We start from the raw sequence: 15,637 nt of genomic DNA on the forward strand, positions 1-15,637 counted from the left end.
CTTTAATAGCTAGAGCGAAGCGGAGGCAAATAAAACCTAATAGCCGCAGCCCGCAGCGACCAGCAGGCGAGCCAAACACTGGCAGCCGATGGACTACAAGCTACTGAACGAAATGAGCCGAAACGTAGCGAAGTAGTTGAGGTACGAAGCTCTGAGCAACGTGAAGGTGAAATGTAGTGAAGTGGCTTGGAGGACAAGAAAGGCTGACGTGAGGACATTGACTGAGCTGCAAGAGCTATGACAGCCTGAGCGATAGCGAACCTGTAGGGCATTTAGTTCTATTTAATACCTTTAAAGTTTATTCTAATTAAATAGTGCTGAATGGGCTGGCATTGAACTTGCCGAAGGAAAATGAACGAACACCGCTTTTCCTATCTAAAAACCAAAAACTTATAATTAGATAAGACGATTAGTGGTCGTATATGTCACCAAATTTCGTTTCTATGAAGAATATCCTAAATACTTGCTGGATAACAATACCAACAAATGGTAAATTATTACCTGTAGCTCTAAAAACATGAAGGTGCTTTACCTCAGGCGTAACGCAATTAGGTAGTTTTGGATGAATCTCACTTATAGGTATTTTTTCCATGCCAAAGCCATGACGCTGGGACTTGCGAATTTCTTTCCAGCCTAACTCAGATAATTTTTTTAAGCGTAGTAAGAATTCAATGAAAAAGTCAGAGTCTTTACAATCTTTAATAGACGTTTCACTTAAATGTTTGAAACAAAACATCGGATAATCCTCTTCAAACAACTTGTTAGTGTTGATAGAAGTTTCTGATTCAATTGGCTTAATTACAGGTTTACGAAGGTGTTTCTTTTGTTGTTTACTCATTGTAAACGCGTTTTGAAAAACGCATGCATTGTTTCTTTTGGAATAATGCTACCAACCCCAGTGTCAACAGATTGCCATGGTGATTCGGAATGAGTGCGATTCATTAAACCTATAGCAGAAAATTCACTATAAACCCTATAAACTTCGTTAAAAAGAGCCTCTTCTTCTGGGGAAAGTGTGATTACATCACCTGTATATTCAATCCCTGCATTTCCATTAATTTTGAAGTTATCATAAACGGAAGGAACAACGGGACCATACATCCAAGCTTCAATCTCTTCGTCAAAAAGAGGGGTATCAAAATATGCTAGATGAAAACCCTGCATATAATAGAGCATCTTTTGTAATTTCATATTACAAACTAGTCCATCAAACTCAGAGTCAGTTGCTCTTGCAAGAATCTTATTTGCGATATCGATTACATTATATGCCATAATTCCACTGTATTAATTGCGCAAAAGTATAAAATTAAACCAGTTTACAAGTATAATGTTTAGAATATAGCTATTAAAGACCTTAATTTAAACACAATAAAAACTATTAGCAAGAATTAATTACACTTAACTGCTTCTTTGTTATAACCGTAGTTGCTTCTTGGTTTTTTGAAGCTCCAGTTAATGGTGTCGGGGAATGATTCGATTTTGTTTTCGATGGCGTCGGGTAGTTCGTGGAAAAAGTCTATGCCGGTCATGCTTTCGATGCTGTCAACTGACACCACATAGGATTTTAATGGTAAAGGACATTTTTCATTTGGCATTAGAAATGCAATGCATTTTGTTGATTCTGCATCATGCTCCAGGATTACTTTATAGTAATAGTTAGGTACGCTGACTTTGTTATCGATGCCGATGGTTTTAATGATGTCTTTTAATACAGGACCACAAACAACATATAGCGTGCCGTTACGTTCGACCATGCTTCTTTCCAGTGCTTCGAGATGTGCCCATCTGATGCGGTTTAAGTCTTTGTGCTGTGGTGACATATTGGACATGAAGAATGTTTCGTCCATTGATTCGCAGCTAAACTGCATGTTACGTGAACAAAGCATGTGACCTGCATCGTATAGCGGAGCAGACTTATAATCACCGTATGTTGGGGTGTTAGTTTTTACTGATGGGTCAACTCTAAAATTATCTTTACGCTCTACGACTTTGTGCAACATTTCAGGTTTTAATTCATAAGCTACCCAATATGGCTGTTCGTGTTGTTCTGAATAAGAAAGTGTGTAGTAGGTATGCTTAATTAATGTATCGCCTTTCACCAAAGGGAGATAATTAAATTCCTGAGCAGAAGCAAAGGTTGTAATTAAAAATAAAACAGGGATTAAATACTTGTGCATGGCTTTGGGTTTATTTGAGTTATTTATTTTCCTCTGATTCCGTTAATGAAGGTTTCGACGTAGGACATTATTTTACCTGTAAGGCGTTCGGCTACTGCACCACGTTCTTTGAGTGAAGGGCGTTTGTTGAGCATACCGATAATGTCATCGCGCATTGGTTTTTTCTCGGTGAAGAGGTAATGGCCAATTACTTTTTCGAGTTTTGAGGCATCCAGATTTTCTTCTTCGCTAAGTTGCTTGATTGCCAACATACGTTCTTCATCGAGGAAGCTGTAGAACTCATCGGGTATATCATCTGAATCTTCAACTTGTGGCAGGTTCTCATTAATAAATTTCTCTATTAATTCTCGTTTGCTGCGTAGTTGGGTGTCACCTGATATGATTTCAAGAATTGTTTTGCGCTGCTTGTCTTGTTCTTCTTCGGTGGCATCCTTTAACTTGGAGAGTAGCTTTAGGATGTAGGTAACATTAATTTCGTCGCGATGGATGAGTTCCAACTCAAAATCGACATCGTTAAGGATGGATACTTTTTCTTTTTGAGACTGTCCTTTTGCTTTGTCGTATAAATCGAGGTACTTGCTTTTATAATCTTCAAAGGACTGCTCTTCCATTGATAAATCCTCGAATGAAAACTCGGTAAATGTATTGAGTACATTTTTAAGCCTCATTAACTCACGGAATGCCCGGATGAATTCCAGTTCTTTTTCTTCATCCTGTAAATCGTTAACGCTGTTTACCGTTGGTGTAATTTGCAGCATGGCAATAAATGCCTGATTGAATAAACCAACATATTCATCATAGGGTTGCATGATGATTTCATCCTTGGCGTTGATGTTAGAAAACAATGAGATTGCCTGGTCTGTCGCATCCTTTAGGTTTCGGAAACAGACAATGTTGCCTTGTGATTTAAGTTCATCGAGTATGCGGTTTGTTCTGGAATAGGCTTGTATTAAACCATGGTATTTCAGGTTTTTGTCAACGTAAAGGGTGTTTAAGGTTTTGCTATCGAAACCTGTCAAGAACATATTGACTACCAACAATACATCAACTTGCTTGTGCTTTACTCTTTTGGCAATATCATTGTAGTAGTTGTAAAAACTTTGACTGTCTTTTGTGGTGTAGTTGGTTTTAAATTCTTTGTTGTAATGACCGATAAAAGTTTCAAGCTGGTCGCGCGAATGCTGAGTATTGTACGTTGCAATCGGCTCCGCTGCCATGTTCATATCATCCTCGAAATCGGCTGTGGTGAAACCTACTGCATCTTTATCTTCCTCGTTGGTATTGTAGGAAAAGATGGTAGCCACCTTTAAGTTGTGTAAACCTTCCTCTTTCTTTTGGTGGAAGAGCTTGTAATATTCAATTAATGTATCGACGCTTGAAACGGCAAAAATGGACGTAAATTCTTTGTTGTGGGTTTTACGTGCATGATTGGCAATGATGTATTCTGTGACGTTATTTAAGCGCTCAGGTGCATTCATTACCTCGGCTTCGTCAATTGCTTCCACCTCAATATCCAGAATGTTGTCCTTCTTTTTAAAGGTGCTAATGTACTCCACCGAGAACTTCAATACATTTTCATCACGGATGGCATCGGTAATGACATATTTATGCAGGCAATCGCCAAATAGCATTGAAGTGGTGCGCTTGCCAAACTGGTTGGTGCCTGCGTTATCTTCAAATATTGGCGTACCTGTAAAGCCAAACATCTGGCAGTTGGTAAAGAAGTTCTTTATATCGTTGTGGGTTTTACCAAACTGGCTGCGGTGACACTCATCAAAGATGAATACAATGCGCTCTTTTTGTAAGGCTTCCATCTTACCTAAATATCGCGCCTTTGTAATGGCATTATTCAGCTTTTGTATGGTGGTAACAATGAGTTTATTGTCGCCTGATAGTTGCTTTACTAATGTTTGTGTGTTATTGGTGCCATCGATACTGCCCTTGTTGAAGCTGTTGAACTCCTTGGTTGTTTGGTAATCGAGGTCTTTACGGTCAACTACAAATACAACTTTATATACCTTCGGGTAATTGGTTAATATCTGAGCCGTTTTAAACGATGTGAGTGTTTTACCTGAACCTGTTGTGTGCCATATATAACCGTACTTCTTAGTTGTTTGAACCCGCTCAATAATTGACTCCACCGCATAAAACTGGTAGGGACGCAAGACCATTAATATTTTTTGCGACTCATTTAGTACAATGTACTTGGTTATCATTTTGGCTACGTGGCAGGGTTCCAGAAATACATCGGTAAAACTTGACAGCTGCGTAACCAACTTATTGTTCTCATCGCTCCAATAAAATGTTTGCTTAAAGGTGCGTGCCTTTACTGAATTGTTGGTGTAGTATTTTGTATTTACTCCGTTGCTGATAACAAATAGCTGAATGAACTGAAACAGACCTTGCCCAGCCCAATAGGAATGACGCTCGTAACGATTGGTTTGATTAAAGGCCTCTTTTAACTCTAAACCTCTGCGCTTTAATTCAATTTGAACCAAAGGCAGGCCATTAATGAGAATGGTAACATCGTAGCGGTTTTTGTACGACCCCTCCATAGTGACCTGCTGCGTGACCTGAAACTGATTTTGACACCAATGGATTTGATTGACTAACTCAACGGTTTTCGGTTCTCCGTTATCGTTGGTGTAGGGCACACGGTCGCGCAATACTTTTGAACGCTCAAAGATATTACCCTTGTTGATGTAGTTGATTATCTGCTTAAAATCGTTATCGGAGATGCTTGTTTTGTTATGTACCTCTAACTGTTTTTTGAAATTGGCCAGCAGGTCACTTTCATCGTTGATTACGACTTTTTTATAGCCTAAACCTTGTAGTTGCTCAATCAGATTATTCTCTAATACTTGTTCGGGTTGTATGGTCATTCGGGGAGGTTAAAGACTACATCTTCAGTTATAAGGTTAGTTACATTTATTAGGGGAACTAAAAATTTGTTAAAAGGAGTACCTTCTGTTTTGGTGTGCAGTACTCCTCTGGCCGTACCAACCGTTAGCATAGATAGGTGAGCCATTAAATTCTTAGGGAAAGAAATTTCTTTGCTTGCACAGCAACTCTCCCAAAACTCAGGTTGAATTGCAAAATGACAGCTTACCTGAATTTTGAGAAATACCTTCTCGTTTTGAGCAAATTTAAAAGTTGTAAAAACCCCTAATTGTTTGTGCTCAACACTCATTTTAAATTCCAAATCTGAACCGAAATTAACTTCTTCTGATTCAGTATAATTATCATCGAGAAGTGCGAAATTTTCGGTTTTAACAGCTAATAAATTAAATCCTATTTTAGTATTATCCATTATGCTGTAAGTGTTTCAAATTCGTATTTATCTTTTTCTTTATAATAATTCATTTTTACACTTTTAGCAGGAGCAGTGTAAGTTTGAGCATGTAAGGCTTGAGTACTTATTATATACGGTACAGAAGAAACAAGCTTTTCATTGGCTGTAATGGCGTTTTCTCTTTGGTGTTTTTCGACATAGGTGGCCAAAATAGCTATGTCCAGTATATCCTGCAACTTAACGATTGTTTCCAATGTAAGATTTTCCTTACCCTTTACAATTTTGGTAATCTGCTGAGGACTTACACCCATTTCCTGTGCAAGTCTTCGCTGTGTCCAGCCGGGCTCTTCTAACTTTTCAAGCACTTTCATTGCTATTGCCTGAGATTCACGAAGTCTTTTCCTATTTCTTATTCTTTCCTTGTTTTTATTTAAAGTATTTGTTTCCTCTTTAGAAACAAGGTTTAAGAATTTTTCTTTGTTCGTTTTCATTCTAATTCAGTTAGAAATTCAAAAAAAGAATCACTGTCAATCACATCATTCTCATTCAAGAATGCTTGTGCGCTATAGATTTTTACTTTTTCGTTTTTAGTGTCGGGATGGTCGTCCATCTTTAAACTCATTTTTATGGCACCGCCCGTAATAACAAACAAGTTTTCGTCAATTTTGATTGCATATAAGCGTAAACCATCGTATTTAGAGGTTTTACCCTTTTTGAGTGCCAATATTTTAAAGCCAGTTTCATAATCATCTAAAGCTTGAAAGTAATGGTCTAAAGGCTTACCTGATTCGGATAAATCTTCCAATAAATCCTGTATAAGTTCAGCATCTTCTAAACGGCGGTTTACGAATCGCTTAATGTCTTTTACTTTATTCTCTTTTGCATAGTTCCACAAATATTCGGTATCTGTCCACAAGTCCATTAATCTATCATACTCATTTTCCTGGTATGTGCCATCTTCATTTTGATAGACAAATGAGAATAAATGGTTTGCAAATATAGAGACTATCTTCATTATATCAACCTATAAGTTTACTTTTTGTTCATTTACACAAACATTTTTTGCAATAAGCCTTTTTTAAAGGTTACCGATTCTTCTATTTGTTGGCCTACTTTTTCAATGGATTTATCGATGGATAAAAGAAAGTTGGCTATTTTCTTTTGTTCATCTGTGGATGGGATTAATAATTTAAAGTTATTAATATCACCTTTCTGGATGTTAGGTAATCCAGAGCCAACTCGTAATCTCATTATACGATGCTCATTAAACTTTAAAGATTGATATAAGAATACATTATCAACTACATTATTTAGTTTCAATAGAGAGTAACAATGTCCACCAGACCAAAAATTTGTTTTTATAAAATTAATATATCCGCAAGAGTTACCTCCTTCACTAATCGTAATTGTATTTTCAGGAGTATTCCACTCTTCTGTATATCCTGAAGGTTCAATACCTCCGTTAATAGCAGGGAAAGAACCTCTATCAGTTAACTCTTCTTTATTCAACTGCTGACCCTTTTTAATCTCGCAAATTTCACCTAGTTTTTTCCTCTTCCAATCCGGAAAATCATTGCCGTTATCATCTTTAAAGCGGATGGTTTGGGAGAAGAGTTTTTGCATTACGCCTTTTTTGTACTGCTCTAATTCGATTTTCTTTTTTTGGAGCAGGTTAATGCGCTTATCCACTGAGGTGAGGAAGTTGGCAATTTTGGTTTGTTCATCCGTTGTAGGGAAGTAAACCTTTGTTTTTAGAATATCATCCCTAGACAGACCAGGAATCATATTCCCACTAGCCAAGGCTAAATAATGATTTTTGAAACTGAATAGTTTATGATACAGAAATCTAGAAGAAGCATCTAAAGGATTAATAGCCATTAGCTGTCTCCCCATAGTAACCTCCTTTAGTTTAAGGAACATATGAGTACCAACTCCACTTCCTTTTACTGTTATTAGAATATCTCCCTCTTTAGCAACTTTACCTTTCTTAATATTCCACTTGGTTACACAATCTTTGTTGTTTGTGAAATCAGATGGCCCCGTGAAGTATGGCAAAGAGCCATTATTTTTTTCATTAGTATATTCATCTGGGTTTAAGTGTTGGCCTGATATCAGATTAAATTTATCCTTAATGAATAGTTTACTCCATTGGTCCTTAAATTCAGGAAATCGTAATTGTGGCACATTATTTTCCATCCTCTTCAACTTTAAAAGGTGGAACAATGCCTAGTGCGTCGCAGAAACCAATAATTTCAGCGTTAACATCTTCAAGGTCATTATCTATTGCAATTAATCGATTCGAAACATCACCTAATACTATTTCTTCTTCCTCTTCGAAGGTATCGACATAGCGGGGAATATTGAGGTTGTAATCGTTATCAGCTATTTCTTCCAGAGTGGCAACGTAGCTGTATTTATCTATTGTTTCGCGCTTGCGATAGGTTTCAATGATTTTATCCACATCAGAATCGCGCAGTTCGTTTTGGTTGCCGTTTTTGATGTAATGGTTTTCGCCGCTGGCATCGATAAAAACAACGTTGTCATCAACTTCGCGACACTTTTTAAATACCAAAATACAGGTTGGTATGGATGTGCCGTAAAAGATGTTAGCTGGCAGGCCAATCACTGCATCTAAATAGTTTCGGTCTTGTATTAAGTATTTACGAATAACTCCTTCGGCAGCACCACGGAATAATACGCCATGTGGCAATACGGTTGCCATGGTTCCGTTATCGGCTAACTGGTGTATCATGTGTTGTACAAAGGCGTAATCGGCTTTTGTTTTAGGGGCTAACTTGCCATATTGGTTAAAGCGCTCGTCGGTGTTGTTTAATGGATTGGCATCGCTTTTCCAATGCGCTGAGAAAGGCGGATTAGCGACTACTGCTTCAAAACGTTTATCAAGGTGTTGCGGATTTTCCAAGGTGTCCTCCTGCTGAATATCAAACTCACGAAAGTGAACATCGTGCAGAATCATATTCATGCGTGCCAGGTTATAAGTAGTGCGGTTTAGTTCCTGACCGTAAAACTCACTAACATCGCTTACCTCGCGCGCTACACGTAACAATAAAGAACCCGAACCGCAGGTTGGGTCATATACCGATTTTAACTTGGTTTTGCCTGTGGTTACAACTTTTGCCAATATTTTACTAACCTGTTGAGGTGTGTAAAACTCACCGGCTGATTTACCTGCTCCGGCAGCGAATTTACCAATGAGGTATTCGTATGCATCGCCCAATACGTCAGAGTCTATCTCTTCGAGTTTAAAGTCGATTTTCTCTAGGTGATTGAGGATTTTTACAATGACTTCGTTACGTGCGCCTACTGTACGGCCTATTTTGGTAGACGTTAAGTCCAGGTCTTCGAACAGTGCATTGAAGTCTTCTTCCGACTCAGTACCCATTGTGCTTTGTTCAATGTGGTTCATTACGGCCTGAAGGTCTTCTATGATGTAGTTGCTTTCGCTTTCGGTGTCGGCATTGCCTTTTGCTGCCAGTTCGGAAAACAACTCTTTGGGTTGTAAAAAGTAACCTAGCTTTAAAAGCGACTCTTCTTTGATGGCTTCTAATGTTTCGGGGTCGGTTACTTTTTTATAATCGGTTACTTCTTCGCCTTCCAGTAATCCGTTGGCATAGAGGTATTGTTTTTCACTCAGGTACTTATAAAAGATAAAACCGAGAATGTAATCCCGGTAATCGTCTGCACTAATCTTCCCTCTTAATAAGTTTGCTATGCCCCAAAGCTGTGCTTCGAGTTGTTTCTTTTGGTCTTCTGACATTTTATATTTATTGTGATTGTGTTTAATTTAATAATGATTGAAGCTTTTCACGTTCAACCCAATTTATAATTTTAGATGCGGTCTGCCTCTCTAAATGGAGTAAATAATGTCCTATTTTTTCAGGGCTATAACCTAATGCGTCTGTATCCACCACTGATAATTTTTCAGCAATATGAGGTTGCATTATAGATGCTTCAGCCATTTCAAATAAAGTATTGGCTTTGAAAATACTATTTGAAAAATGAGTATTGGTACTACCCGTAATATAATTAATCAATGTTATCTTACTTGGTGAGGCAAAATATAAGGCATTGAATTTTAATTCTTTTTTATCTGGATTTAGATAGTCATTTACTTTTATCTTATAGGATGGAATAAATGATTTTAAAAAGTTATTTGCTTTTGAAGCAAAGCGTTTGACTGATTCCTTTTCTTGTTTGTTTTCGAATGCTATATCGGCTACACTTAATATATTTTGAATGAATGTTGACAGGTCAAAAACCTTAGACGGAATGTCAATAGGATTAGATGTTTTTAAATAATAATAAATGCTGCCATTGCTGGCATGCGTTTCTAAAATATTGTAAGCGTTTCTAAAGTGTTCAAGTACTTTGATAAAGCATGATTCATCACCTAATCCTTCTTCATTATAAATACCTCCACTAACCCATGCTCCATCTGAAATGATGAAGTCATTACCTTGCTTAGTAACAAATACAGAAACAAATCTATTTTGTGTTGTAGCATAAGGACAGACTATTTCTAAAGTGTCGCCACGCTGTTTATATTTCCATAAGGCATTAAACTCCCCTTTTATATTTTCAAATAGTTGTTGAAGTTTCATGGGAATGTTACATTTTGGTTTGGGTCATCATCTTTAAAGGAAAAGGCTAATTTATCTGAGGAAATTTTCACCGAGGGATAATCTTCATTATTTAGCCTTGTGTTTGACACTTGAAAGAAATGAGCAATACATAAATTAATATCTTCTAAAGCTTTACATTCCTTTTCATTAATAAGCTTATCAGTTTTAAAAGCAATCTCAACCCCATCATTGTTATACTGATGAAAATGAGGCGTTGTAATTGATTGTTCACTTAAAGGAACACCATCTATTCTATTTCTATGGGTGTCACCATCACTATCAAAGCGGAAGAATGGTTGGGGAATATATTCTTTATAACGTAGTTTAAATTGGAAGAAACGATGATTGTTATACTTAACATCCACAATTAAAACCATCTTATCAGGAATGCTTTTGTGCTTTAAAACCTCTTGTTTTGATAATGTATTCTCATTGTTCCCGGTCTCATTTATTTCAATGACTTCAGAAAATATTGATTTACGTTCTGACAGTAATGAACTGTAGAAATCATAATTCTCTTTAACCTTTTGGTTTATTTTAGAAGCCATGTGAAACGAAATGTAAGTTTGTTCGTGGTAAGGCGAATGTACAAAATATATTGTTATCATCTTTTTTGCTTCTGTTCTCAATCTTGATTTAATATTATTATCCTTTAAGATACGTTTTACTTTTACAGGTTAATTGTGCTTTAATCTGCGATTGCGTTTAGCAATAAAAAGGAAGGTGATTTTGTCGGGTAGTTGCTCAAATAGTTTACCATCTTTGAAGAAGTACTTATGTGCCTCGGGGTGGTACTTGCGTGCGTGCTTTGATTGCATAACACTGTCTTTTACTTCTTCTTTTTGTTTGCGTGTACTGATAAACTTAGCGCATTTTGCAGCAGATTTCATTTTGGATACATAGCCCGGTTTAATGTTTAGTTTCTTTGCTATGTAGTGTATGGGTAAAGAGAAGGACGGGAGGTTACCGTTCAAACTGGAACGTCCTTTTTTCATTCCGACAGCAACTGCTCTCCGTCCGTTTTCTTTGGCTAATTTAAACTCATAATGTTGTTTTTTCTTTGCAACGGTGTAAAGTGCCACGGCTTGAATAAAGCCTTTAAACTTTTTGAAATCGTAACCATCCCATAGGCCGCTGATAATGGTTGTATCATCAAGGCGGCGATGCAACACCTTAAAGCTATTAATGTGATAGCTACCTGAATTTCTATTTAATCCAATCCAACGCCATTTTAACAGGTTATTCAGCCGTTTTTTTAAGGTTAGCTTTGTTATTGCCAATTCTCTGTAAGCTTTATCTAATAACTGATTGTTGAGCTTGAAATGTCCACTACATTGCAGTTTCAGCCAGCAAAACAACTGAAGTTCATAAATGCGTTTTTTCTGTACTGCATGGCAACAGATTGAACCGGGTATACTCAGGTAGCTTGTGTTCATCGCCTGCTATAGTTATGCTTTAACAGGTTTTCGACATCTGAGGCGCGGTAATACATTTTGCCATCAATCTGTGAAAAGGGTAAGGTGCCGTTATCGCGCATGGTTTGTAGCTTGCGAGGGCTGATGTTAAGAATTGACATCACTTCCTCTTTAGTTATCCATTCCTCTTTAAGCTGTTGGCTATGTGTTTTTACAAACTTATCCAACTTGGTTTGTAAGGTTTGAATGTCGGAACGGATGGTTTTAACCAATAATAATACTTCCTGCATAATCAGCCCTCCCCGTTACCAATGGTTAAACTATTCAAGCGCTCTTCGACTGTTTGTTCTTCCTCCTGACGGTTACGCAGTAACCAGTTTTGCAGGTCTTCACGCAGGAAATAGATTTTCTTACCCTCGGGGCAAAAATGCGGAATGCGTTTTTGTGATGTTAGTTTATAGAGGTGACTTTTACTTAAATCGAGAAACGAGGCACCTTCGTTAAAGTTTAAGACTGTCTTAGTGGCTAATGCCTGTTCCGTCAGTTTTTTTTCTATGGTTTCTAAGCGTACCATAATTAATTCTTCCTGGCTCATTCTAATCTTTTTTGAAGTTAATAATGAGACTTGCGCAAGCCTTTATTTTCAAACGTTTATCCAAAAGTAGTTTGAAGCCATAAGGGCAGCAATGGAAGTATTAGATGGGTATGAGATATCTCATACATCTCATTGTTTTTGTTTAGAATTCTTTGAAGATGTTGTCAATTTTTGCCTTACCGGAAGGATTGGAAACTTTGTTTGAGTATAGATTTGACCTGCTAAGTTCATTTCCTCCATTAGTAAAAAACAGGCCTGAATGACCGATTGAAGTGGGATTTAAATTTTTAAAATAGGGTTTGAGTTTGTCAATGATATAAGCCACCCGATTGGTATAGCACCCGAAATGAATTTTAATATCCAGTTCTAAGGTGTTTTCTGCGCTTAGTACATCGTACAAATCTTGCGGTGAAGTTAAATCGGTGTTTAAAAAGTTGACATGAACCGTTAAGGCCTTAATAAGGTTCAATAATGAATTGGCAGTTGGTTTTAAGCCAAAAGTAAACTCTCTTTTCTCAGGTAGTTGTTTGGCCTGAGCCCTGGACATGCTATTTAGTATGGGTGTGAAATCAATATTTCTGAAATCATTAATGTACTGCTTTTGTGCTTCCAGACAATCCTGAAAGATTTTGGTGTATGTGTCTTCTGACTTTCTATTGATACGTCCTTCGTACCTTTTAAGTTCAATCTGGCGGATGCGTAAATCATTTAGCTTTGAACTAATGTATGCATCTTTATGGGGGATTGGACTTTTAGCCAAGTGAGCTGATAGGTTTTCAATACAGTCGAAAAATAAATCACGCATTGCTTCTTCAAGGTTGCGTTGGATGAAATCTATAGGTGTGCGATGAGATTCCAAGCTATTCGCTACTTTTTCAAACATGTTGCTAATGCGTCTGTATAAATCAACATCGAAAGGCATTGCACGAACCATCTGCATTGCCTCCATAAAGTCAAAAGAAGCTTTGCCAATCATACTAATTTGAACCTTGCCTGTAAGGTCACCCCATTCAGACCAAAAATGCTCCAAGCACTCATTAATCACCCATGCTTTGGTAAAATGCTCAATGTGTCTGTCTGGTTGGTTACTCATAAAGGCATTAGTGAAGAGAAAGTATTTCACTACAGACTCATTGTAAATGACCTGATAGTAGTCTTGAAATAGTCCTTCTTCATTTAATTCATGGCGCAAACCTTCTAAAATGTCATACAGGCGTTGTTTTTTATCATTAACTGATAAGCGAGAAAAACCCTTTGAAAGCGTCCTTATTTTCTTCTCGGCAAGTTGTTCCGCATTTTGGCAAGTAGAGGTGAAAATATCTTCTAGATTAGGCGCTTCAATGGGTTGAAAGAAGTTGCCAGAATCAAGCGCATCATCTACCCAGAGCATTACTTTATTTATGGAATAAAACAAAGTGTAGGCCGGGGTAAATGCAGCCGTAGGGTTTTGTTCCATAATGGCTTTAATCTGTTTTATGTTTGGAGGTGTTATTTGTCCCCAATAAATAATATTTTCAGAGAACTTAATGAAATTAGCCAGCGCAGAAGGCTGATTTAATTTCGAAAAGTCGCAACCTTTCATAAAAGGGAGCTTTTTTAATTGGCTGACCAGGTCTTCCGCATCTTCAAATAACTGTCCTTCAATTCTCGATTCATAGAATTGTTTCAGTTTGTTTAAATAATCCTGTGGGCGCAACTCGCTTTCCAATTCCTTTTGCAAAAGGGTGATTAGTATTTGAGACTCGTATGAAACAACATCAATAAATTTATCAACCTGCCATATCTTAATGGCGTAGTAATCCTCTTTGCTTATGTGGTATAGGTAATCGAGCTCCAAAAAATATGGGTCGTGTTTACCGTTTAGAAAATCCTGATATGTGTATGGGGGTATTTTCTTCTTAGCCTCACTTAGTAAGTCAACAACTTTAGATTTTATGATGCTGAAATAGATGCTATCCCAAAGGATTTCACTTTCGTCAATCCTTAAAATGAATGAACGTGAGGCAAAGGTCTTGAGCAGTGCATCTGTGTTGTCGTAGCCTTCCGTATAGAAAGGATTTAGGTCATCAACTTTTTCGTCCAGCCAGTTGTACTTCTCTGATAAGAATTTGTATTGCTCAAGCAGATGTTTGCCTTCTATTTCCTTAAGGTAATTTTCTTTAAAATCACGTTCCGCTTTGTCGGCAGCTTCGTTGTATATCGAATAAAACTTTTCCTCAACAACGCCTTCAATGGTACTATACTGCATAGGATTAGGTTATTGTCTTTAGGGCTAAGTTAAAAATTTAATAGCTTTTTCTGGAATGATTCTTTAAAGTCATCATCAAAACTATCTAAATAGTGTTCGGTTGTTTTTAAATCCTTGTGCCCCAGGCTTTCTTTGATAAACTCGGTGGGCGCACCGGAGCGTTTTAAAACAGTTGCAAATGAGTGGCGTGCAAAATAGGTTGTAGGCTTAAAGGGTAATCCTATATTTTTACCTATGCGGTCCATGAATTTGTTAATCGATTTTATGGCACTTTTGACTTTTGCCAGTTCCTGTTCGGGCGTATCGTCTTTACTTATTATACCAAAGATATAAGTGTCGGATTCAATAGGTTTAACACCCCATTTATCAATTATCTTTTCGATTTCAGGAAGTAAAACAACCGTAATTTCTTGTAAATCGTGCTTTGAGGTTCTCTCAGTTTTAGCCCTATAGAAGTGTATTTTATTGTTGCTGATGCTGCTGTATTTTAAACGCGCAATATCCTTCACATTTACACCATTGCATAAATAGCTAAATAACCATAAATCACGCGCCTTAGCCTCGTACTTGTTCTGTGGCTCATACTTCACAAGCTGTCCAATCTGCTCAATGGTTAAGGCTTTTTTCTTATTGTTGGAGGCTGGTATTTGATATTTTCTTTTCCCAAAAGGATATGATTCGCGGTCGAGATGACCTTCGGCAATGGCATTGTTTAATATTGTGCGTAAGCTTCTAAGGTAAATGCCGATGGTTGTGCGGGATTTTCCTTCGGCAACCATCCATTTTTCATATTCTTTCAGCCAATCTGGTGTAACATCCCAGAAGTTAAGCTTCTTTCTTCTTTTGGCTTCCTGACGCTTTTTAAGGGAGTTCAACGCACACAGATAGCTTTCTGATGTGCTTGCTCTTCCTTCTTTTAATAAGTCATCTATATAGGACTGAAAGGCTGAAAATACATCGATTGAAGAGCGTGGTGCCTGATTGAATTTCTTTTCAAATGCAGTAAAAGTAAAAGGGTGGATTTCTTTTACTACTGCCCGGGCCTTAAGCTCAACCTCGTTGAAATATAGCAGATGGTCTTTATAGGTTTTGCGTGGTTTTTCTGAATGTACCTTTTCCCATTCGTCAACTGTTAAGAACACATTAATAGGATAATATTTTTGAATCCGGTTGTGTGTAACCCTCAGTTTAACTGCATAGGTCTTGTCTTTTTTCTGTATTCTTTTGTCTAAAATTACAGATGTTGTTACGCCGTTCATAGTGTATG

The 15,637-nt window shown here is 37.3% G+C and carries 17 protein-coding genes; all 17 read right to left on the bottom strand.

Features of this window, described 5'->3' with window-relative positions:
• Positions 1 to 2: 2 nt before the first annotated feature.
• A complete protein-coding gene (locus J1N10_RS04515) occupies positions 3 to 272 on the bottom strand; it encodes a hypothetical protein (protein WP_262325483.1) in 270 nt (89 codons plus the stop codon).
• Positions 273 to 409: 137 nt separating this feature from the next.
• Positions 410 to 838: a hypothetical protein gene (locus J1N10_RS04520; RefSeq protein WP_262325484.1), complete on the bottom strand. Its 429-nt coding sequence runs from the start codon at positions 836 to 838 to the stop codon at positions 410 to 412.
• Complete coding sequence (locus tag J1N10_RS04525) at positions 835 to 1,272, bottom strand: Panacea domain-containing protein (RefSeq protein ID WP_262325485.1); 438 nt, start codon at positions 1,270 to 1,272, stop codon at positions 835 to 837. Before J1N10_RS04525 ends, J1N10_RS04520 begins: the two co-directional genes overlap by 4 nt.
• A gap of 116 nt (positions 1,273 to 1,388) precedes the next feature.
• Positions 1,389 to 2,177, bottom strand: a complete 789-nt coding sequence (locus tag J1N10_RS04530; protein WP_262325486.1) for a DNA/RNA non-specific endonuclease — start codon at positions 2,175 to 2,177, stop codon at positions 1,389 to 1,391.
• A gap of 23 nt (positions 2,178 to 2,200) precedes the next feature.
• The gene (locus tag J1N10_RS04535) at positions 2,201 to 5,059 is read right to left on the bottom strand and encodes a type I restriction endonuclease subunit R (protein ID WP_262325487.1); all 2,859 of its coding nucleotides are present in this window, start codon (positions 5,057 to 5,059) and stop codon (positions 2,201 to 2,203) included.
• Positions 5,056 to 5,487 (bottom strand): hypothetical protein, encoded by a 432-nt coding sequence (locus tag J1N10_RS04540; RefSeq protein ID WP_262325488.1) that lies wholly within the window; start codon positions 5,485 to 5,487, stop codon positions 5,056 to 5,058. The genes J1N10_RS04535 and J1N10_RS04540 overlap by 4 nt, the downstream gene beginning before the upstream one ends.
• Positions 5,487 to 5,960, bottom strand: coding sequence for a helix-turn-helix transcriptional regulator (locus tag J1N10_RS04545; protein ID WP_262325489.1), 474 nt, complete (start codon positions 5,958 to 5,960; stop codon positions 5,487 to 5,489). The genes J1N10_RS04540 and J1N10_RS04545 overlap by 1 nt, the downstream gene beginning before the upstream one ends.
• Positions 5,957 to 6,484, bottom strand: coding sequence for a hypothetical protein (locus tag J1N10_RS04550; protein ID WP_262325490.1), 528 nt, complete (start codon positions 6,482 to 6,484; stop codon positions 5,957 to 5,959). The genes J1N10_RS04545 and J1N10_RS04550 overlap by 4 nt, the downstream gene beginning before the upstream one ends.
• Positions 6,485 to 6,516: 32 nt before the next feature.
• A complete protein-coding gene (locus J1N10_RS04555; RefSeq protein WP_262325491.1) occupies positions 6,517 to 7,665 on the bottom strand; it encodes a restriction endonuclease subunit S in 1,149 nt (382 codons plus the stop codon).
• The gene (locus tag J1N10_RS04560; RefSeq protein ID WP_262325492.1) at positions 7,655 to 9,247 is read right to left on the bottom strand and encodes a type I restriction-modification system subunit M; all 1,593 of its coding nucleotides are present in this window, start codon (positions 9,245 to 9,247) and stop codon (positions 7,655 to 7,657) included. The genes J1N10_RS04555 and J1N10_RS04560 overlap by 11 nt, the downstream gene beginning before the upstream one ends.
• Before the next feature lie 22 nt (positions 9,248 to 9,269).
• A complete protein-coding gene (locus tag J1N10_RS04565) occupies positions 9,270 to 10,091 on the bottom strand; it encodes a hypothetical protein (RefSeq protein WP_262325493.1) in 822 nt (273 codons plus the stop codon).
• Positions 10,088 to 10,660: a hypothetical protein gene (locus J1N10_RS04570; RefSeq protein ID WP_262325494.1), complete on the bottom strand. Its 573-nt coding sequence runs from the start codon at positions 10,658 to 10,660 to the stop codon at positions 10,088 to 10,090. Before J1N10_RS04570 ends, J1N10_RS04565 begins: the two co-directional genes overlap by 4 nt.
• A gap of 129 nt (positions 10,661 to 10,789) precedes the next feature.
• A complete protein-coding gene (locus tag J1N10_RS04575; RefSeq protein ID WP_262325495.1) occupies positions 10,790 to 11,548 on the bottom strand; it encodes a hypothetical protein in 759 nt (252 codons plus the stop codon).
• Positions 11,545 to 11,817, bottom strand: coding sequence for a helix-turn-helix domain-containing protein (locus tag J1N10_RS04580; RefSeq protein WP_262325496.1), 273 nt, complete (start codon positions 11,815 to 11,817; stop codon positions 11,545 to 11,547). The genes J1N10_RS04575 and J1N10_RS04580 overlap by 4 nt, the downstream gene beginning before the upstream one ends.
• A 2-nt stretch (positions 11,818 to 11,819) precedes the next feature.
• Positions 11,820 to 12,122, bottom strand: coding sequence for a helix-turn-helix domain-containing protein (locus J1N10_RS04585; RefSeq protein WP_262325497.1), 303 nt, complete (start codon positions 12,120 to 12,122; stop codon positions 11,820 to 11,822).
• A gap of 142 nt (positions 12,123 to 12,264) precedes the next feature.
• Positions 12,265 to 14,370, bottom strand: coding sequence for a DUF6617 family protein (locus tag J1N10_RS04590; RefSeq protein WP_262325498.1), 2,106 nt, complete (start codon positions 14,368 to 14,370; stop codon positions 12,265 to 12,267).
• Between the two features lie 29 nt (positions 14,371 to 14,399).
• Entirely contained in the window at positions 14,400 to 15,629 is a 1,230-nt protein-coding gene (locus J1N10_RS04595; RefSeq protein WP_262325499.1) for a site-specific integrase, read from the bottom strand.
• Positions 15,630 to 15,637: the final 8 nt, after the last annotated feature.

This window comes from Carboxylicivirga litoralis, from assembly GCF_025499605.1.
Taxonomy (GTDB): Bacteria; Bacteroidota; Bacteroidia; order Bacteroidales; family Marinilabiliaceae; genus Carboxylicivirga; species Carboxylicivirga litoralis.

Coding starts and splice junctions, on each gene's coding strand:
- J1N10_RS04515 (WP_262325483.1), bottom strand. CDS start 272: ATGCCCTACAGGTTCGCTATCGCTCAGGCTGTCATAGCTCTTGCAGCT.
- J1N10_RS04520 (WP_262325484.1), bottom strand. CDS start 838: ATGAGTAAACAACAAAAGAAACACCTTCGTAAACCTGTAATTAAGCCA.
- J1N10_RS04525 (WP_262325485.1), bottom strand. CDS start 1,272: ATGGCATATAATGTAATCGATATCGCAAATAAGATTCTTGCAAGAGCA.
- J1N10_RS04530 (WP_262325486.1), bottom strand. CDS start 2,177: ATGCACAAGTATTTAATCCCTGTTTTATTTTTAATTACAACCTTTGCT.
- J1N10_RS04535 (WP_262325487.1), bottom strand. CDS start 5,059: ATGACCATACAACCCGAACAAGTATTAGAGAATAATCTGATTGAGCAA.
- J1N10_RS04540 (WP_262325488.1), bottom strand. CDS start 5,487: ATGGATAATACTAAAATAGGATTTAATTTATTAGCTGTTAAAACCGAA.
- J1N10_RS04545 (WP_262325489.1), bottom strand. CDS start 5,960: ATGAAAACGAACAAAGAAAAATTCTTAAACCTTGTTTCTAAAGAGGAA.
- J1N10_RS04550 (WP_262325490.1), bottom strand. CDS start 6,484: ATGAAGATAGTCTCTATATTTGCAAACCATTTATTCTCATTTGTCTAT.
- J1N10_RS04555 (WP_262325491.1), bottom strand. CDS start 7,665: ATGGAAAATAATGTGCCACAATTACGATTTCCTGAATTTAAGGACCAA.
- J1N10_RS04560 (WP_262325492.1), bottom strand. CDS start 9,247: ATGTCAGAAGACCAAAAGAAACAACTCGAAGCACAGCTTTGGGGCATA.
- J1N10_RS04565 (WP_262325493.1), bottom strand. CDS start 10,091: ATGAAACTTCAACAACTATTTGAAAATATAAAAGGGGAGTTTAATGCC.
- J1N10_RS04570 (WP_262325494.1), bottom strand. CDS start 10,660: ATGGCTTCTAAAATAAACCAAAAGGTTAAAGAGAATTATGATTTCTAC.
- J1N10_RS04575 (WP_262325495.1), bottom strand. CDS start 11,548: ATGAACACAAGCTACCTGAGTATACCCGGTTCAATCTGTTGCCATGCA.
- J1N10_RS04580 (WP_262325496.1), bottom strand. CDS start 11,817: ATGCAGGAAGTATTATTATTGGTTAAAACCATCCGTTCCGACATTCAA.
- J1N10_RS04585 (WP_262325497.1), bottom strand. CDS start 12,122: ATGAGCCAGGAAGAATTAATTATGGTACGCTTAGAAACCATAGAAAAA.
- J1N10_RS04590 (WP_262325498.1), bottom strand. CDS start 14,370: ATGCAGTATAGTACCATTGAAGGCGTTGTTGAGGAAAAGTTTTATTCG.
- J1N10_RS04595 (WP_262325499.1), bottom strand. CDS start 15,629: ATGAACGGCGTAACAACATCTGTAATTTTAGACAAAAGAATACAGAAA.